Annotated in this window: 15 protein-coding genes; 9 read left to right on the top strand and 6 right to left on the bottom strand. The window is 69.9% G+C overall.

Features of this window, described 5'->3' with window-relative positions; genetic code table 11:
- The first annotated feature begins 308 nt into the window (after window positions 1-308).
- A complete protein-coding gene (locus HEP74_RS07390) occupies window positions 309-1706 on the top strand; it encodes a chloride channel protein (RefSeq protein ID WP_185815868.1) in 1398 nt (465 codons plus the stop codon).
- Window positions 1707-1895: 189 nt separating this feature from the next.
- Here the strand turns inward: HEP74_RS07390 and HEP74_RS07385 are convergent, their stop codons facing one another.
- Window positions 1896-2081: a 30S ribosomal protein THX gene (locus HEP74_RS07385; RefSeq protein ID WP_185815867.1), complete on the bottom strand. Its 186-nt coding sequence runs from the start codon at window positions 2079-2081 to the stop codon at window positions 1896-1898.
- A 110-nt stretch (window positions 2082-2191) separates the two neighbouring features.
- Window positions 2192-2605 carry a MerC domain-containing protein gene (locus tag HEP74_RS07380; RefSeq protein WP_145707752.1) on the bottom strand — a complete coding sequence of 138 codons (414 nt, stop codon included), beginning with the start codon at window positions 2603-2605 and terminating at the stop codon, window positions 2192-2194.
- Between the two features lie 168 nt (window positions 2606-2773).
- Here HEP74_RS07380 and HEP74_RS07375 point away from each other — a divergent pair, with 168 nt between their 5' ends.
- The 5 genes from HEP74_RS07375 to HEP74_RS07355 all read left to right on the top strand — a co-directional run bounded on the left by HEP74_RS07375 (window position 2774) and on the right by HEP74_RS07355 (window position 12043).
- The gene (locus HEP74_RS07375; RefSeq protein ID WP_185815866.1) at window positions 2774-4840 is read left to right on the top strand and encodes a TonB-dependent receptor; all 2067 of its coding nucleotides are present in this window, start codon (window positions 2774-2776) and stop codon (window positions 4838-4840) included.
- Between the two features lie 437 nt (window positions 4841-5277).
- Entirely contained in the window at window positions 5278-7686 is a 2409-nt protein-coding gene (locus HEP74_RS07370) for a TonB-dependent receptor (RefSeq protein WP_185815865.1), read from the top strand.
- A 317-nt stretch (window positions 7687-8003) separates the two neighbouring features.
- Window positions 8004-8837: a 2Fe-2S iron-sulfur cluster-binding protein gene (locus HEP74_RS07365; RefSeq protein WP_185815864.1), complete on the top strand. Its 834-nt coding sequence runs from the start codon at window positions 8004-8006 to the stop codon at window positions 8835-8837.
- On the top strand, window positions 8824-9825 hold the full coding sequence (locus tag HEP74_RS07360; RefSeq protein WP_185815863.1) for an FAD binding domain-containing protein: 1002 nt from the start codon (window positions 8824-8826) through the stop codon (window positions 9823-9825). The genes HEP74_RS07365 and HEP74_RS07360 overlap by 14 nt, the downstream gene beginning before the upstream one ends.
- Window positions 9826-9847: 22 nt before the next feature.
- Window positions 9848-12043: a xanthine dehydrogenase family protein molybdopterin-binding subunit gene (locus HEP74_RS07355; protein WP_185815862.1), complete on the top strand. Its 2196-nt coding sequence runs from the start codon at window positions 9848-9850 to the stop codon at window positions 12041-12043.
- Between the two features lie 171 nt (window positions 12044-12214).
- Here the strand turns inward: HEP74_RS07355 and HEP74_RS07350 are convergent, their stop codons facing one another.
- Window positions 12215-12820 (bottom strand): nucleotidyltransferase family protein, encoded by a 606-nt coding sequence (locus HEP74_RS07350; protein ID WP_185815861.1) that lies wholly within the window; start codon window positions 12818-12820, stop codon window positions 12215-12217.
- The gene (locus HEP74_RS07345; protein WP_185815860.1) at window positions 12817-13890 is read right to left on the bottom strand and encodes an XdhC family protein; all 1074 of its coding nucleotides are present in this window, start codon (window positions 13888-13890) and stop codon (window positions 12817-12819) included. The genes HEP74_RS07350 and HEP74_RS07345 overlap by 4 nt, the downstream gene beginning before the upstream one ends.
- Window positions 13891-14253: 363 nt before the next feature.
- On the opposite strand from HEP74_RS07345, the gene HEP74_RS07340 reads away from it, so the two are divergent.
- A complete protein-coding gene (locus tag HEP74_RS07340) occupies window positions 14254-15075 on the top strand; it encodes an alpha/beta fold hydrolase (protein WP_185816539.1) in 822 nt (273 codons plus the stop codon).
- A gap of 168 nt (window positions 15076-15243) precedes the next feature.
- On the opposite strand, the gene HEP74_RS07335 is transcribed toward HEP74_RS07340, so the two are convergent.
- Window positions 15244-16395 carry a winged helix-turn-helix domain-containing protein gene (locus HEP74_RS07335; RefSeq protein ID WP_185815859.1) on the bottom strand — a complete coding sequence of 384 codons (1152 nt, stop codon included), beginning with the start codon at window positions 16393-16395 and terminating at the stop codon, window positions 15244-15246.
- A gap of 261 nt (window positions 16396-16656) precedes the next feature.
- Between HEP74_RS07335 and HEP74_RS07330 the strand changes: the two genes are divergently transcribed.
- On the top strand, window positions 16657-17100 hold the full coding sequence (locus tag HEP74_RS07330) for a MarR family winged helix-turn-helix transcriptional regulator (protein WP_185815858.1): 444 nt from the start codon (window positions 16657-16659) through the stop codon (window positions 17098-17100).
- Window positions 17097-18323 (top strand): MFS transporter, encoded by a 1227-nt coding sequence (locus HEP74_RS07325; protein ID WP_185815857.1) that lies wholly within the window; start codon window positions 17097-17099, stop codon window positions 18321-18323. The genes HEP74_RS07330 and HEP74_RS07325 overlap by 4 nt, the downstream gene beginning before the upstream one ends.
- Here HEP74_RS07325 and HEP74_RS07320 read toward each other — a convergent pair.
- Window positions 18320-19003 (bottom strand): TetR/AcrR family transcriptional regulator, encoded by a 684-nt coding sequence (locus HEP74_RS07320; RefSeq protein ID WP_185815856.1) that lies wholly within the window; start codon window positions 19001-19003, stop codon window positions 18320-18322. The two genes, HEP74_RS07325 and HEP74_RS07320, sit on opposite strands and share 4 nt — an antisense overlap.
- Between the last annotated feature and the right edge of the window lie 13 nt (window positions 19004-19016).

The following is a 19016-nucleotide window of genomic DNA, read 5'->3' as shown; positions in this document are numbered from 1 at the left end:
TGCGCCTTGAAGCGCCGCTAGCCGGGCGCGGCCTTGCCAGCCTGCGGCGCCTGGTCATCGGTTGCCGCATCGCCGCGTACCGCCGCGGCGCAATCGCGCTACCGTCATGCCGCCGCCTGCCGGTAAAGCGTGTCGCGACCGATGGCCCGCGTCGCTCCTGGACCACAGTGCCGACTGCAGATACCCGTCGCGGCCGCCCGCGTTCGGCGCGGCGACATGCCCAGCGGTGCAGCGCCGCACACCGCGCCGTGCATGAATGTGGACGAGGCGACAGGCCCGCGCGATGGCGCGCATGCGACAATCCCCACATGCAGTCGCCCGATCCCGTGCCGCCGCCGCGCATGCGCCATCGTCTACGCCCGTTGCTCTCGCACGAGAGCTGGAAACAGCGCGCGGTGCTGTGGGGCGGCGCGGTCGCGGTGGCGCTGGTCGCGATCGTGTTCGCCAAGGCCAGCGACGCGGCCTTCCATCTGTTCCAGCGCATCATCGCGCACTCGCCGTGGTGGGCGCTGCTGCTGACGCCGAGCGTGTTCGCGCTGCTCGCCTGGCTGACCAACGGCGTGTTGCGGCCCACCCGCGGCAGCGGCATCCCGCAGGTCATCGCCGCGCTGGAGCAGCCGGACGACGCGTTCCGGCAGACCAACCTGTCGCTGCGCGTGTCCGCCGGCAAGCTGCTGCTGACCACCTTGGCCTTGCTCGGCGGCGCCTCGGTCGGGCGCGAAGGCCCGACCGTGCACGTCGGCGCCAGCCTGATGTACGTGCTCGGGCGCTGGTTCGGTTTCCGCGATCCGCGCCAGGCCTCGCATTTCCTGCTGGCCGGCGGCGCCGCCGGCATCGCCGCGGCGTTCAATACGCCGCTGGCCGGCGTGGTGTTCGCGATCGAGGAACTGAGCGGCCGTTTCGAACACCGTTTCTCCGGCACCTTGCTGACCGCGGTGATCGTCGGCGGCGTGATCTCGCTGGGCCTGCTCGGCAACTACACCTACTTCGGCAAGGTATCCGCGGCGCTGCCGCTGGGCCGGGCGTGGCTGGCGATCGTGCTGTGCGGAGTGGTCGCCGGCCTGCTCGGCGGCGCGTTCAGCCGCATGGTGCTGGCCACCGTGGCCGGCAAGCCGCGCTGGCTGGGCGCGCTGCGCGGCCGCCATCCGGTGCTGCTGGCCGCGGCCTGCGGCCTGGCCCTGGTCGCGCTGGGCCTGATCTTCGGCAACGGCGCGTTCGGCACCGGCTACGAGCAGGCGCGCAGCCTGGTGCAGGGCCACGCCAGCGTCGGCCACGAGTTCGGGCTGATGAAGCTGCTGGCGAACCTGGTGTCGTACGTGGCCGGCATCCCCGGCGGCCTGTTCTCGCCGGCGCTGGCGGTCGGCGCCGGCGTCGGCCACAACCTGGCGGTGCTGATGCCGGACGTGGATCCGCGCACCTTCGTGCTGCTCGGCATGTGCGCCTATCTGACCGGGGTCACCCAGGCGCCACTGACCTCGGCGGTGATCTCGCTGGAACTGACCGACAGCAGCGACATGCTGCTGCCGATCCTGGCCACGGTGCTGATCGCGCGCGGCGCCTCGGCGCTGGTGTGCCGCACGCCGATCTATCGCGGGCTGGCGGAACAGTTGCTGCCGGTGCCGAGCGTCGCCGAACCCGAACCCGAACCGACCTCGCTGGCCGCCGACCTGGCCGGCGACAGCGGCGAGGACGATCCGCCGCGCTGAGCGCCGACTCCGCGAGTCGCTTCGCGCCGGACCCTCACCCCAACCCCTCTCTCCCACAGGGACTTCCGGGGGGAGAGGGGCTTAAGCTGCACCCTGCGGGGCTGCGGGGCTGCGGGCTGCGGCGTTTTTTTCGAGGCAAAAAAAACGCGGCGCAAGCGCCGCGTTCTTTCGTACCGCTGGAGCCGAGGCTCAGCCGGCCTTGGCGACCGTCTTCTTGGCCACTGCCTTCTTCGCCGCCGGGGTCTTGACCACCGACTTCTTGGCGACCGGCGACGCGGCGCCCACGGCCACCTTGCTCACGCTATGCGAGCGCGAATTGCCATAGCTGGCGTTGTAGCGCTTGCCCTTGGCGGTCTTGCGGTCACCCTTACCCATGCTCATCGACTCCTGAATGTGTGTGCGAAAATCCCCGCGCGGTGCACGGGTTTGGCGAGGCCAACGCGGTCAGCGCCCTCGCGCAAGGGCGGCAAGCCTATCACGTGCGCTCAGTGGGCGCAGCTGGCGTCGTGCACGTGGCCGTGGTTCAGCCGCAGGTTGAGCAGGTGCGCGAGCCCGACCAGGGTGCCGCCGAAGGTCATGATCGCCGCGTGCGGCGCCACCGCGTGGTGCAGCGCCGGCACCAGCATGCCGGCCCACAGCGACAGCAGACCCAGCAGCAGCAGGCCCAGCGCCTGCCAGGCGCGATGCCGGCGGTAGCCGAGGACCAGGCTGAACAGGCCCAGGCAGGTCACGAACAGCACCAGCGTGCGTTCCACCCCGTCGCCCAGCCATACCGACAGGCCCAACGAAGGCAACACGGCCAGCGCCAGCGGCAGCAGCGCGCAATGCACCGCGCACAGCAGCGAACCGGTGGCGCCGAGGCGGTCGAGCAGTGCGCGCAGATCGGAGGTAGGCGACATGACTTCCAGCACAGTGGTGATTGCGTTATAGAATAATATAACATTACCCGGCCGGCGACCAGGGGGTCGCCACGCCCCCCATTGCCATGCCTGTCGCCGCCTCAGCGCGGCAACGCGAGCGCCCGCGCTCGCCTGGCGGCGCTTTTTTTCCTCCCATTCGGTATGTCTATGTCCTCCTCCTCGCGTTCCCGCTCGCTCCGTCGCACCGCCCTGTCCCTGGCGCTGGGCGGCCTGCTCAGCCCCGCTTTGGCCCTGGCCGCCGATGCACCGGCCACGGACGCCGCCACGCCGCCGGCCAGCGACAGCCGCCATGCCGACGGCCGCAAGCAGGACCGCCACGTGAAGGACATGGACGCGGTGGTGGTCACCGCCAGCCCGCTGCGCGACGCCGCCGGCGACCTGAGCCAGCCGGTGGACGTGCTGGCCGGCGAGCGCCTGGACGAGAACCGCGGCGCCAGCGTCGGCGAGACCGTGGCCAGCCTGCCCGGCGTGCAGAGTTCCAACTTCGGCCCCGGCGTGGGCCGGCCGATCATCCGCGGCCTGGACGGCCCGCGCGTGGCGGTGCTCAGCGACGGCCTGTCCACCCAGGACGTGTCCACCGTCAGCCAGGACCACTCGCCGGCGGTGGAATCGTTCCTGGCCGACCAGATCGAAGTGCTGAAGGGTCCGTCCACGCTGCTGTACGGTTCCGGCGCGATCGGCGGCGTGGTCAACGTGGTCGACGGGCGCATCGCCGAAACCCCGGTGGACGGCGTGCACGGCCGCGCCGAAGTGCGCTTCGACGGCGGCGACAAGGACGGCAACACCGACATGTTCCGGGTCGATGCCGGCAACGGCAGCGGCCTGTCGATCCACGCCGACGGCGTGTACCGCAACCAGAAGGACTACGACACCCCGCAGGGCCGCCAGGCCAATTCCTTCCTGGACACCAAGACCGGTTCGGTCGGCGCCTCGCTGGCCGGCGACTGGGGCTTCGTCGGCGTATCGGCCTCGCGCTTCCGCGACAACTACGGCAACCCGGGCGAACCCGGCGATCTGGCCGCCGGCGAGCGCGGCGTATCGCTGCGCATGCACCAGGACCGCTACGAGCTCAAGGGCGGGCTGACCGATCCTTGGGGCGACGGCAGCGCGCTGCGCTACAGCTTCGGCCACACCGCCTACACCCACACCGAGTTCGAGGGCGAGGAAGTGGGCACGGTATTCGACAAGCGCGCCAACGAAGGCCGCGTCGAAGCGTCCTTCACCTTCGGCGGCGGCTGGCAGACCGCGTTCGGCGTGCAGGGCAGCGACTCCACTTTCCAGGCGATCGGCGAAGAGGCGTTCGTGCCGAAGACCGACACCCGCGCCATCGGCGTGTTCGCCGTGGCCCGCAACAACTGGGAACGTGTCACCGCCGAGGTCGGCGCGCGCGTGGACAAGGTCAAGTACGAGACCGACACCGGCGTGGACCGCGACTTCACCCCGAAGAGCTTCTCGCTCAGCGGCGGCTTCCGCTTCAACGAGCAGTGGCGCCTGACCGCCAACCTCGACCATGCCGAGCGCGCGCCGGCCGAAGAGGAACTGTTCGCCGACGGCCCGCACATCGCCACCCTCGCCTACGAGATCGGCGACGCCGACCTCAAGCCGGAGAAGGCCAACCAGGCCGAGCTGGGACTGAACTTCAAGAACACCTGGGTGGATGCCAAGGTGGCGGCGTACTACAACCGCTACGACGACTTCATCTACATCGTCGATACCGGCGCGCAGTGGTTCCATGAGGAGGACAACGACTTCCTGCCGATCCGCCAGTGGACCCAGGCCGACGCGATCTTCCATGGTTTCGAGGGCGAAGCCACCTTCCACCTGGCCGACAACGACAGCGGCGCCTGGGACCTGCGCGTGTTCGGCGACACCGTGCGCGCGCGGCTGAAGGACGGCGGCAACCTGCCGCGCATCGCCCCGGCACGCTACGGCGCGCAGCTGCGCTGGGACGCCAGCAACTGGCGCGCCTCGCTCGGCGCCACCCGCTACCAGAAGCAGGACAAGGTGGCGGTCAACGAGACCCCGACCGACGGCTACACGCTGGTCGATGCGCACCTGGCCTATCACGTCGATGCCGGCGCCACCGCCTGGGAAGTGTTCCTGGACGGCAACAACCTGACCGACCAGGACGCGCGCGTGCACACCTCGTTCCTGAAGGACGACGTGATGCTGCCCGGCCGCAACGCCTCGTTCGGCGTGCGCCTGTTCTTCTGACGCGGCTCCCCTCCCGAGCGTCAGTGGAGGCCGCCTTCGGGCGGCCTTTTTTTTTGACGGCGCAGGAAGACCCGATCGATAGGCACGCTTGCAGCGAAAGCATGCAGTCACTGCGCGGTACAGCGATCGGCTGCGCCATGTGCCAGCGGCAAGGAACGTAGGTCGCGATCTAGAGCGCGCGGTCAGCTGGCATCGCGCTGCGCACGGCACGACGAATCGCACGCGGCGCTGGCGACCGGCCTGCGCAACCGGTCACGCAAACGTCGCATCTTCCGCGCTGCACAACGGCCTGCCCGCGCAACGGCGTTACAAAGAGCGCCGCGCGCTGTCCCCTGCATCGCGCTGTGCCGGCCGGCCCTGCTTTGACGCGCACTGCACGCGTAAGCCGCTATGCATACCGGCGCATCGTTTTCGGATGAAGAAAGGAGAGATTCTTCATGAAAGCCGCCCTGCCGCTCCGTCTGCTGCCGCTGTCCATCGCCACCATCCTGCTCGCGCCGACCGCGTTGGCGCAGACCGCCACCGCCCCCGACGACGCCGTCCAATCCGCCGCACCCGCCGCGCAATCCGACGCCACCACCCTGGATACCGTGGTGGTCAGCGGCACCGCGCGCTTCAAGGGCCTGCGCAAGCGCGACGCCAGTTTCTCGATCACCACCGCCACGCCCGAACAGATCCAGCAGGCGGTGCCGCAGAGCAGCGCCGACCTGCTGAAGATCGTGCCCGGCGTGTGGGCCGAGCCCAGCGGCGGCGGCACCGGCGCCAATATCTTCGTGCGCGGCATGCCGTCGGAAGGCGATGCGCCGTTCGTCACCTTCCAGCTCGACGGCTCGCCGCTGTTCCCGCCGCCGACGCTGTCGTTCCTGGAAAACTCCACGCTGTTCCGTACCGACGACACCGTCGAGCGCCTGGAAGTGCTGCGCGGCGGCTCCAGCCCGATCTTCTCCAACGGCCAGGCCGGCATCACCGCCAACTTCATCCAGAAGCAGGGCCAGGACGAGCCGGCGGGCAGCGTGCGCCTCACCGGCGGCAGCGACAATCTGCGCCGCATCGATCTGTTCAACAGCGGGCCGATGGGCAATGGCTGGTACTACAGCATCGGCGGCTTCTTCCGCGAGACCGACGGCGTGCGCGACCCGCAGTTCTCCGCCGACAAGGGCGGCCAGTTCAGCGCCACCCTGAGCAAGCGCTGGGACAGCGGCGACCTGACCTTCTACGCGCGCCACACCGACGACAACAACGCCTTCTACACCGCGATCCCGCTGCTGTCGCGCAACAACGGCAGCGACCTGTCCAGCTTCCCCGGCCTGAACGCGCAGACCGGCACCCTGCTCAGCAACGATTTCCGCAACGTCAGCCTGCCGGTCGGCCCGAACGGCGAGACCGTGCAGCGCGACCTGGCCGACGGCCGCGGGGTCAACATCGACGTGTTCGGCGGCGAACTCAACTGGCAACTCGGCGACTGGACCCTCGCCGACCGCTTCAGCGTGATGGGCGGCACCGCGCCGACCTACGCGCTGTTCACCGGCGATGCGCCGCAGCGCCTGGGCGATTTCATCGCCGGCTACGGCAGCACCGGCAGCGCCAGCTACAGCAACGGCGGCGGCGCGGTCGATCCCAATCAGCAAGTGCTGGAAGCCGGCTGGTGGTCGGTGGACAAGCGCCTGAATTCCTTCACCAACGATCTGCGCCTGAGCCGCGAACTGTTCGCCGGCAATACGCTCACGGTGGGCAGCTACTACGCCAAGTATTCCTCCAACGACACCTGGTATTTGGGCAACACCATGCTACTGACCGCGCAGAACCACGCGCGGCGCATCGACGTCAGCCTGGACGACGGCCGCCAGCCGACCCGCGACGGCTTCACCAGCACCGCCTTCTTCGCCCTGCGCGCGCACTACGACGGCGAGAACACTGCAGTGTTCGTCGCCGACGAATGGGAACTGGACGAACGCCTGCGCCTGGACCTGGGCGTTCGCTACGAGCGCCAGCGCGTCACCGGCACCGTGCACGACACCGCGACCGTGGACCTGGACGGCGATCCGGCCACGCTGTACGACAACGCCACCTCGATCTCGCTGCCGAGCGCGCGCCGCATCGACCAGGACGACAACGCGCTGTCGTGGACCGCGGGCCTGAACTTCAAGCTCGATGAGCACAACAGCCTATTCGCGCGGGTCAATTCCGGGGTCAAGTTCCCGGGCTTCGACAACCTGCGCGACGGGCAGACCAAGGTGCAGGACATCGACCAGTACGAACTGGGCCTGAAGTCCGGCGCGGCCGCCTACGACCTGTACCTGACCGCGTTCTACAACACCTTCAAGAACTCGCCGTTCCAGGCGTTCCTGGCCGACGGCAGCAACTTCACCACGGTCGGCGATTCGCGCGCCTACGGCCTGGAAGTGGAAGGCGCGATCCGTCCGTTCGGCGGCTTCGAACTGGCCGGCACCGGGGTGTGGCTGGACGCCAAGTACCGCAACTACCGCGAGTACACCGGCAACCAGGTGATGCGCCAACCCAAGCGCCAGTTCCGGCTGACCCCGAGCTATTACTGGATGCTGCCGTTCGGCGACCTGCGCGTGTTCGCCACCTACTCCTACATCGGCGAGCGCTACGCCGACCTGGCCAACAGCCAGCGCCTGCCGTCCTACGACATGCTCGACGTCGGCGCCAGCCTGCATGCCGGCGAGCACTGGGAGGTCACCGCCAGCGGCAGCAACGTGACCGACGAACTGGGCCTGACCGAAGGCAACGTGCGCGTGCCCGGCGCGGCCACCGGCGGCGTATTCATGGGCCGCCCGATCGCCGGTCGCCAATACCAGGTGTCGGTGGCGTACCGCTGGTAGCGCCTGCGCAGAAATTGCGATCGCCCCGCCGTTGTAGGAGCGGCTTCAGCCGCGACAGGATCTATCGGTAACGCCTGTCGCGGCTGAAGCCGCTCCTACAGAAAAGCAAAATACTGCCCGCGGCTACGCCGCGCATCACCACCCCACCACCCGCCCTTCGCAAACTCTTCGCGACGCCGCTGCGATGCTCGGGTTTGGGCGTGCCAGCGCGCCCGTGCGCCGGTGCCACGATGGCGGCACCGCTACCCAGGTCGAACCGTGCATCCGTTGTTGCGCCAGCGCGCAGCGATGCGGCGGTCCCCAGGCAGGAGAGACCGATGCAGCACGATCCCCATCCTTCCCAGGCCGCGCCCGGCGCCGCCGAACCCCCGCACGATGCCGGGCTGAGCGACGACGAGGCCGCGCTGGCGCGCCGGCTCGGGATCAGCGGCCTGTCGCGGCGCGAATTTCTCGCCCTGCTGTCGGCCGCCGGCCTGGGCAGCGCCGGCGGGCAGATCGTGTTCAGCGACGCCGCCTTCGCCACACCGGCCCCCAGTGCGGCCGCGCCGCAGAATGCGATGCCGGTGGTGCTGCAGGTCAACGGCCAGCGCCACGCCTTGCAACTGGACCCGCGCACCACGCTGCTCGACGCACTGCGCGAACACCTGGCGCTGACCGGCACCAAGAAGGGTTGCGACCATGGCCAATGCGGCGCCTGCACGGTGATCGTCGACGGCGAGCGGCGCCTGTCCTGCCTGACCTTGGCGGCGCAGGCCGAAGACACGCAGATCACCACCATCGAAGGCCTGGCCGACGGCGAACGGCTGCATCCGATGCAGGCCGCGTTCGTGCAGCACGACGGTTTCCAGTGCGGCTATTGCACGCCCGGGCAGATCTGCTCAGCGGTGGCGCTGCTCAACGAGATCAAGCGCGGCGACGCCAGCCATGTCAGCGCCGACGTCAGCCAGCCAGTCACCGAGCTCAGCGACGCCGAAGTGCGCGAACGCATGAGCGGCAATATCTGCCGCTGCGGCGCCTATCCGAAGATCGTCGCCGCGATCCAGGACGTGCACAGCGGCGGCGCGCCACGCGCGCTGACCTGGCGCTACGTCGACCAGTCCGAACTGACCGCACTGAAGCTGGCGAAGGAGGTGGCCGATGACGCCGTTTGATTACCGGCGCGCCAGCTCGCCGGAAGACGCGGTGCGCCGTGTCGCCGCCAACCCGAACGCGCGCTTCCTCGGCGGCGGCACCAACCTGCTCGACCTGATGAAGGAAGGGGTGACCGGCGCCGACGAGATCGTCGACCTGACCCGGCTCAAGGGCCTGGCCGAGATTACCGAAACCGCCGACGGTGGCCTGCGCCTGGGCGCGCTGGCCAACAACACCCACACCGCCAACCATCCGCTGGTGCGCCAGCGCTATCCGCTGCTGAGCCAGGCGATCCTGGCCGGAGCGACGATGCAGTTGCGCAACATGGCGACCAACGGCGGCAACCTGCTGCAGCGCACCCGTTGCGGCTATTTCTACGACACCGCCCTGCCCTGCAACAAGCGCACCCCCGGCAGCGGCTGCGGCGCGCGCGAGGGACTCAACCGCACCCACGCGATCTTCGGCCACAGCGAACACTGCGTGGCGGTACATCCGTCGGACATGTGCGTGGCGTTGGCCGCGCTGGATGCGACGGTGCAGGTGCGCACGCCGACCGGCGCGCATCGCGAGATTCCCTTCGCCGAGTTCCACCTGCTGCCCGATGCCCGCGCCGACCTGGACAACCAGCTGGCGCACGGCGAGCTGATCGAGTCGATCGTCCTGCCGGCGCAACGCTTCGCCGCGCACAGCCACTACCTGAAGGTGCGCGACCGCGCCAGCTACGCGTTCGCGCTGATCTCGGTGGCCGCGGCGCTGGCGCTGGAGCCGGACGGGCGCATCCGCGAGGCGCGCATCGCGATGGGCGGGGTGGCGCACAAGCCGTGGCGCGCGCACGCCGCCGAACGCGCGCTGGTCGGGCAACGCGTCGGCGAAGCCGCCTTCGCCGCCGCCGCGCAGGCGGAGATGGCCGCCGCGCGCCCGCTGGCGCACAACGCCTACAAGGTGCCGATGGGCACGCACGCGATGATCCGCGCCCTGCACCGCGCCAGCGGCAGCGACGCCGCGTGAGCACCGAACCGGAGAACCCGCAATGAACTACATCGGCAAGGAAATGCGCCGCGTCGACGGTTACGCCAAGGTCACCGGCAAGGCGCGCTATGCGGCGGAATTCCAGATCCCGCACCTGACCCACGGCTACATCCTCACCAGCACCATCGCCAAGGGCCGCATCGTGCGCATCGACACCCGTGCTGCCGAGGCCGCGCCGGGGGTGATCAAGGTGTTGACCCATCTGAATTCGGTCAAGCCGGTGTCCGACGAGGTCAAGAAGAAAGGCGAAGATCTGTCGTTCCGCGCGCTGGTCGACGACCGCATCCATTTCAGCGCGCAACCGATCGCGGTGGTGGTCGCCAGCACCTTCGAGCAGGCGCGGCATGCGTCGCGGCTGATCCAGGTGGACTACGCCGCCGAAACCGCGCACACCGATTTCGACGCGCTGCTCGGTCAGGCGCACGATCCCACCCCGGAGGAATCGCCGAAGCCGCGCGGCAACCCGGCCGCCGCGTTCGCCGCGGCCAAGGTCAAGGTGGAAGCCGCGTACACGATGCCGATCGAGCACCACAACCCGATGGAACCGCATGGCGGCATCGGCTACTGGATCGGCGACACGCTGACCGTGGTCAACAAGAGCCAGAACGTGCACCAGGACCGCGAACAGCTGGCCGGCTACTTCGGCATTCCGATCGAGCGGGTCAACGTGGTGTCGCTGTTCGTCGGCGGCGCGTTCGGCTCGTGCCTGCGCCCGAACTACTACACCTTTTTGCTCGGCGCGGTGTCCAAGGCGGTCGGCCGCCCGGTCAAGATCGTCTACACGCGGCGACAGATGTTCAGCGGCCACGGCTACCGCCCCTACTACCGGGTGGAACTGGGGCTGGGCGCCGACGCCGCCGGCAAGCTGCAGGCGATCCGCTACCGGCACGTGCTCAACACCTCGCGCATCGAGGCGTTCAACGAGGCCTTCTTCCGCAACGCGCGCTCGCTGTACGCCTGCCCCAACGTGGAGGACCGCTTCGAGGTGGTGGAGACCGACCTGCCGACGCCGCAGGCGATGCGCGCACCCGGCACCATCAGCCAGATGTTCGGCATCGAGTGCGCGATGGACGAACTGGCCTATGCGCTGAAGATGGACCCACTGCAATTGCGCCTGGCCAACTACGCCGAAACCGACCCGGAGAGCGGCAAGCCGTTCTCGAGCAAGGCCTTGCGCGAATGCTATTCGCTCGCGGCCGAGACCTTCGGTTGGAGCAAGCGCACGCCCGAGCCGCGCTCGATGCGCGACGGCCGCCTGCTGGTCGGCTGGGGCATGGCCACCGGCACCTGGGCGGCGATGCAGATGCCGGCGCTGGCACGGGTGGTGTTGAAGGCCGACGGCAGCGCCCAGGTCGGTAGCGCCACCGCCGACATCGGCCCCGGCACCTACACGGTGATGACCCTGATCGCCGCCGAATACCTGGGCCTGGATGCCAAGCGTGTGCAGTTCGAACTCGGCGACACGCGCCTGCCGAAGGCGCCGTCGCAGGGCGGCTCGTGGACCACCGCCAGTGTCGGCAGCGCGATCCACGGCGCCGCGCGCGAGATCCGCGGCAAGCTGCTGGAACTGGCCAGGCAGGACGGGCAAGCCGCGTTCAGCGGGCTGGACGTGGATGCGGTGGAACTGGCCGACGGCAAGCTGCGCCCGACCGGCAAGCCCGAGGCCGGCCTGGAGGTCGCCAAGCTGATGCGCCAGCACGGTTTGCAGGAACTGGAAGTGGTGCACGAGTCCAAGCCTTCGGCCGAGCGCAAGAAGTACGCCACCGCCGCGCACGGCGCGCAGTTCATCGAGGTCAAGGTCGACCCGGACACCGGCATGGTGCAGGTGACCCGGGTCATCGAGGCCACCGCCTGCGGCAAGATCATGAATCCGTTGACCTCGCACAGCCAGGAGATCGGCGGCGTGGTGATGGGCATCGGCATGGCGCTCAGCGAAGGCACCGAGGTCGACCATCGCTACGGGCGCATGCTCAATGCCTCGCTGGCCGACTACCACGTGCCGGTCAACGCCGACGTGCACCTGATCGAGACCATGTTCGTCGAGGAAGACGACAAGATCGTCAACCCGCTAGGGGTCAAGGGCATGGGCGAACTGGGCATGGTCGGCATTCCCGCCGCGATCGCCAACGCCGTGTTCCATGCCACCGGCAAGCGCATCCGCGAACTGCCGATCACGCCGGACAAGCTGATCGGCTGAGCGGCCATCGAGGCGCCGCGCGGTTGGCCTCGCGACGTCCGCTTATGTCATTGCCCTCCCATGCCGTGTAGGAGCGGCTTCAGCCGCGACATGACGTATCAGGCAACCATGACGTATCAGGCAACGGGTCGCGGCTGAAGCCGCTCCTACAAAGGCGGGTTGCCCTGTGGCTTACGGATCCAACCAGCCGCGTTCCACCGCGGCCTGCACGTCCTGCGGCGTGTCCAGGTCCAGCGCCAGCGCCGGGGCGACGATGCAGCCGAGGCTGTCCGGTGCCATCGCCTCGAACAACCCGCGCAGGCCCTGGTCGCCGCCCAACGGCAACGCGTGCCAGCACGCCTGCGCCACCACCGCCGGCATGCCGCGCACGCCGGCGTAGGCGCTGACCGCGCAACCGGAGGTGGCGCGCCGCGACGCAGCCAGCAGATCCTGCAAGTGCGCCGCCTCCAGCGCCGGCTGATCGCAGCCAAGCACCAGGCTGTGGGTGATCGACGCATCGCCCTGCAGCGCCGCGCGCAGGCAGGCCAGGCTGCCGCCCATGCCGGTCGACCAATCGCGATTGACCACGATCTCCACCGGCAGGTCGTCCAGCGCCTGGCGCAGCGCCTCGGCCTGCGCACCCAGCACCACCACGCAGCGGGCCGGCGACGAGGCCAGCGCCAGCCGTGCCGCGCGCCGCAGCAAGGGCTCGCCATCGCGGGTCAGCGCCTGCTTGGCATGGCCGAGGCGGCGGCTGGCACCGGCGGCGAGAATCAGCGCGGCGTGCGCATCGCTCATCGCGCCGCACCCCGCGCGCCGCTGTCGGCGCGCAACGGCACGAGCGCGGCCGACGCGCCATCGCCGCCGTACAAGCGGGTCACGCTGCAACGGTTCGGTTCGTGAATGGTGCTGACCTGCTGCACGTCGCGGATGCCTTGCAATTGCGCGGCGATGCTCAGCGCGATCGCCTCCGCGCCGCTGCCGCCGAGGCGCAGCCCGATCGGCGAATGCAGCCGCGGCAACAGTTGCGCGTGCTGCTGCGGGCGCAACAGGCGGAACAGGTCCTCGCGCCGGCGCGCCGGCCCCAGCAGCCCCAGGAACGGGATCGCGCTCGCCGCCAGCGTCGCCAACGCCTCACGGTCCAGTTCGAAATGATGGTGCATCACCAAGGCCGCGTCGCTGTCGACGCAAGCGTCCAGCGCACGGGTCGGCGTGCACGCCAAGGCCTGGTCGGCCAGCGCCGCCTGCGCCGCCCAGCGCGGACGCTGTTCCACCAGCGTGGTCATCCAGCCCAGTTGCCGCAGCAGCGGCAGCAGCACGGCGGTTTCCGGGCCGGCGCCGAACACGCTGACCCGCGGCGGCGGCGGCACCTGCACCTGGCCGCTGCAAGCCGCCGCGCCAGCCCACGCCTGGCACCGCAAACGCCACTGCAAGGTTTCGCCGGCCACCGCCGCGACGATGCCGCCGTCGGCATCCAGCGCCAGGCGCAACGCACCGCGCCGCTGCAGCCACGCCTGCGCCAGGCGGTCGAACCCGGGCAAGGCGCGCAACGGCAGCAAGGCCAGATGCAGGCGGCCACGGCAGCCCACCGCCGAACCGGACAGCAGGTCCTCGTCGTCGCGCGTGTCGATATCCATCCAGGCCAGTTCGCCCGCCACTGCCGCGGCCGCCGCGCAACGCGCGATCTCCGGCTCCAGGCAACCGCCGCTGAGCCAGCCCTGCTGCGCGCCGTCGGCGCCGAACAGCGCCACCGCACCGGCATGCGCGTAGGTGGAGCCTTCGGTGGCCATCACCACCGCCAGCACCGCAGGCGCGCGCGCACGGCAGGCGGCGATGGCATCGTGGAAACAGTGTCTGGCAGCGGACATGCGGCGGCGCAGGCTGGGGGGAACCCACAGCCTAAGCAGCGGCCTGTGGTGACGAGGTGACTTGGCGGCGACGAAAGCGCGATGGCGCCACCGCGCATGCTCGCGGCGTGGCGCGGCAAACCAGCAGGATTATGCAATCGGCATTACGCGGCGCCGCGCATCATCTGCATCGCTGCTTTCGACGCGGGAACTGCAATGGACGCTCACACGACGCACACCGGCATCGCCGATCCTGTCAGGCGGCGCCTGCTGCTCGGCGCCGCCGCATTGACCGCCCTGCCCCTGGCAGGCATCGCCGCACCGGGCCGAACCGGCCTTTCCCCCACGCCTGCGGCCAGCCCGCACGCCCATCAGGACACCACCATGCCCAGCATCACCACGCAAGACGGAACCGACATCTTCTACAAGGACTGGGGCACCGGCCAGCCCATCGTGTTCCATCACGGCTGGCCGCTCAGCGCCGACGACTGGGACGCGCAGATGCTGTTCTTCGTCGCCCAGGGCTACCGCGTCATCGCCCACGACCGTCGCGGCCATGGCCGTTCCACGCAGACCGCGAACGGCAACGACATGGACACCTACGCCGCCGACGTGGCCGCGCTGGCCAAGCATCTGGACCTGAAGAACGCGATCCACGTCGGCCATTCCACCGGCGGCGGCGAAGTGGCGCGCTATGTCGCCAAGCACGGCGCCGGCCGCGTGGCCAAGGCGGTGCTGATCGGCGCGGTGCCGCCGATCATGCTCAAGACCGCAAACAACCCGGGCGGCCTGCCGATGGACGTGTTCGACGGCTTCCGCACCCAGCTCGCGGCCAACCGCGCGCAGTTCTACAAGGAGGTGCCGGTGCCGTTCTACGGCTACAACCGCGACGGCGCCAAGATCTCGCAGGGCGCCATGGACAACTGGTGGCGGCAGGGCATGATGGGCGGCGCCAAGGCCCACTACGACTGCATCAAGGCGTTCTCGGAAACCGACTTCACCGAGGACCTGAAGCAGATCGACGTGCCGGTGCTGATCCTGCACGGCGACGACGACCAGATCGTGCCGATCGCCGACTCGGCGCTGCTGTCGGCCAAGCTGGTCAAGCACGCCACGCTGAAGGTCTACAAGGGCTACCCGCACGGCATGTGCACCACCCACCCGGACGAGATCAACCAGGATCTGCTGGCCTTCTTCAAGGCCTGATCCGCTCGCCGGCGCACGCAACGCGTGTGCGCCGGCAGTTGCACGGCGGCCAGCATGGTGTTCCGCTGCGCGCTGCACGCAGCAAGCGCGGCAAGTCCAGCGCGATGCACGGTTCCATGATCTGCACCACGAACCACGACGTGCGCGGCAGGGCGCGCAGCGCCTGCGCTATTGCAGATGAAACCGCTCGAAGCGCTGCAGCGCCGTATCGATCGCCACCTTCAGCGCCGGCCGCTGCGGCACCAGCCAGGTCCATTTCTGGATCAGTAGCCTGCCCGCCTGGCGATCCATCTTCAGATCCAGCGCCGCGACGATGCGGTCGCCGACCAGCACCGGCAGCGCGAAATAGCCGAGCACCCGCTGCGGCGCCGGCACGTAGGCCTCGAAGCGATGTTCGTAGCCGAAGAACTGCTGCAGCCGCTTGCGCTGGATCAGCAACGGATCGAACGGCGACAGCAGCTGCGCGAGAGAATCGTCCGGCAGCGGCGGCGCATGCTCCAGCAGCGCCGGCGCAGCCCACAGCGCGGCCTGCTCCTGGCCCTGCAGATGCACCGGGACCAGGCGTTTGGCGGCGACCGCCGCAGCGATCAGCGCGCGCACCGCGGGCTTGGCGCCGGCATCGCCGTAGCAGATCGAATCCACGCCGACCAGGCCCTGCGCACTCAGCGCGCGCTCCAACAGATAGCGCGCGTACTGCACGTCGCTGGCCGGCCGTGGGCGCCGGCTCCAGCCGAAATGGCGCGCGGCCAGCTCGTAGGTCTTGAGCATGCCGCTGCGCTGGCTGACCACCAGGTCGCCGCTGAAGAAGCCGTAGCGCAACGCCGCGCGCGACGGCTTGCGGCTGCCCCACGGATGGGTCTTCTCGACCAGCACGTCGTCGTCGATATCGCGGATCGACAACGGCCCGTCGTTGCGGATGCGCCGCAGCAACCTGGCGTAGTCGGCCGGATCGATCTTGCCGGCCGCGTCCGCCTGGGCACGGTAGCGGGCCATCTGCGCCACATACATGCGGTAGTCGGCGATCGGCACATAGGCCAGCGCATGCGTCCAGTATTCGAACACCGACTTGTCCTGCGCCTGCGCCTGTTCCAGATCCTGCTTGCGATAGGCGGGAATGCGGCTGTACAGCACGTGGTGGTGGCTGCGTTCGATCACGTGGATGGTGTCGATCTGCACGTAGCCCAGGTGCGCGGTGGCCTGCCGCACCGCCTCGGCGCCCGCGCCGAACGGCGCCGGGGTGGTCAGCCGCTGCGCATCCAGCCACAGCGCACGCGCCCGCGCGGCGGCGATCGGCACAGAGGCGGTGCGTGTGTTCGGCATCGGGATGGCACTCCGGCAAGCGCAAGGCGTCGCAGAGCATAGCAATGCATGCGACCCGCGAGCGCGCGCCCGCGTGCGTCGTTGCGCCTGGGCCGAGCGTGGCGCCGCTGCAGCTGCACGCGAGCCGCGCCATCCGTTCGCATGCCGTGGACCAACCGGGGCATGCCGCGCCCGCGTCGCCCGCAGACGGCCGCGACATGTCGCCTTCCCCATCCACCCGGCGCTTGCCAATTGCATGCATATGCACGTACTTTGCGAAACATGGACGATACCGCCCCCTGCCGCTGCACCTGTTTCCTGCTGCGCCGCGCCGCGCGGCGTACCTCGCAGGTCTACGACCGCGAGCTAAGCGCGGTGGGGCTGAGCCTGAACGAGTATTCGATCCTGCGCCGCGCCGGCACCGCGCAGCAGCTCGGCGCGCTGGCCGAGCGCCTGGGCATGGACCGCAGCACGCTGTCGCGCAATCTCAAGCCGATGCAGGCGGCCGGCTGGATCGAGCAACGCCGCGGCGACGATGCGCGGCAGAAGCTGGTGGTGGTCAGCGCCGCCGGCCGGCGCCTGCTCAGGCGCGCGCTGCCGCACTGGGAACGCGCGCAGGCGCGCATCGACGCGCTGGCCGGCGATGCGGCCATCGACGCCCTGCACCGCCAGCTGCGTCAGCTGGAACGCGCGCTGTGCGCCGAGCGCGAGGACGCCGCCGCATGAGCGCCGCGGCGCCGCACGCGCAGGCCAGCCGCCACTGGGGCCTGCTGATCATCGCCTCGGCGACGCTGATGCTGACCATGGGCGCGCGCCAGACCACCGGCCTGTTCGTCGAGCCGATCCACCGCAGCAGCGGCGTCGGCATCGCCGCGATCAGCTTCGCGCTGGCGGTCGGCCAGTTCGTGTGGGGCGCGGTGCAGCCTGTCTTCGGCGCCATCGCCGACCAGCGCGGCCCACTGCCGGTGCTGTGGCTGGGCGGGGTGCTGCTGGCGCTGGGTCTGGGCCTGGCGCCCTGGTTGCCGAGCGAATGGGGCCTGATCGTCAGCCTGGGCCTGCTCGCCGCGGCGGGCGCCGGTGCCGGCAGCTTCTCGGTGCTGATCGGCGCCACCGCGCATCGCATCGCGCCGGAACGGCGCTCGTTCGCCGCCGGGCTGATCAACGCCGGCGGCTCGCTCGGCCAGTTCCTGTTCGCGCCGCTGGTGCAATGGATGATCGGCGCCGCAGGTTGGGCGATGGCGATGACCGGCATGGCCGCGTTGTCGCTGCTGACCCTGCCGCTGGCCTGGCCGCTGCGCCGCAAGGGCCAGGCGCAGGTGGCGATCGCGGCCGCGCCGGACGGCGGCATGCGCGCGCAGTTGCGCATCGCCCTGCGCGACCGCAGCTATTGGTGCCTGCACCTGGGCTTTTTCACCTGCGGCGTGCACATCGCGTTTCTGGTGACCCACCTGCCTGGAGAAATCGCGTTGTGCGGGCTGGCGCCCAGCGTGTCGGCCATCGCCATCGCGCTGATCGGCCTGTTCAACGTCGCCGGTAGCCTGATCGCCGGCAAGCTCGGCGAACGCCTGCGCATGAAGTGGCTGCTGCTGGCGATGTACGCCAGCCGCGCGGTATTGATCGCCCTGTACCTGCTCGCGCCACCGACGCCGCTGACCTTCTACCTGTTCGCCGCTGCGCTCGGTTTCACCTGGCTGGCGACGGTCCCGCCGACCGCCGGCCTGATCGGCAAACTGTTCGGGCCGCGCTACCTGGGCACGCTGTTCGGCCTGACCCTGCTGTCGCACCAGATCGGCGGCTTCTTCGGCGCCTGGCTCGGCGGCGTGGCGCTGGAGCGTTTCGGCAACTACCAGTGGATGTGGTACGCCGACATGGCCCTGGCCGTGGCAGCGGCGCTGGTCAATCTGCCGATCCGCGAACAGCGACCGCTGGCGGCCGCACAGCCCGCCTAGGGCCTGGCGGCGACGCGCCGGCGCGTTGCCGGCGCAGGATTCGCCTGCGCGCGGTAGCCGCGCACGAACAACGCCACCGCGCTTTCCACGCAACGTGCGCCCGGCCGCTGCGGCGCGCCCGGCTCGCCGGTCAGCAAGCCGCGCAACGCCGACGCGCTGGCGATCAGCGCGAAGAACTGCGCTGACGCCTGCGCCACGTCGGCGATCGCCAGCGTGCCCTGTCGGATCTCGGCACGCAGCAACCGCTGCATGGCACGATCGTAGCGCGCGAAACACAGGTCCCAGTACGTCTCGGCACGCTGCTGTGACACCTGCGTGGACAGCGCGAGCATGCGCTGGATGGCCTGCAGCATCGGCGCGGCGGTCATCGCCATCAGGTCCTGCGCCACCGCCGTCAGCCGCAGCTGCAGCGGCCCGCCGATGGCGAGCAGCGCATCCCAGCGATCCGGCATCTCGCTCGCCATCGCGTCCACCGTGGCCTGGAACAGCGCGTCCTTGCTGGCGAAATGCGCATAGACGGTGGCCTTGGACACGTCCGCGCAGGCGGCGATGGCGTCCATGTTGGTGTGGTCGAAGCCATTGCGGGAGAACAGCCGCCGCGCCGCGTCCAGGATCGCGGCGTGCTTTTCGCGCGTCGCGCTCCGCTCGCCACGCCGCCGCGCCGGTGCCGGCGCGGACACCTGGCGCGGCACC

It is taken from the genome of Xanthomonas sp. SS (assembly GCF_014236835.1).
Lineage (GTDB): Bacteria > Pseudomonadota > Gammaproteobacteria > Xanthomonadales > Xanthomonadaceae > Xanthomonas_A.
This window is presented reverse-complemented; position numbering and strand designations above follow the sequence as displayed.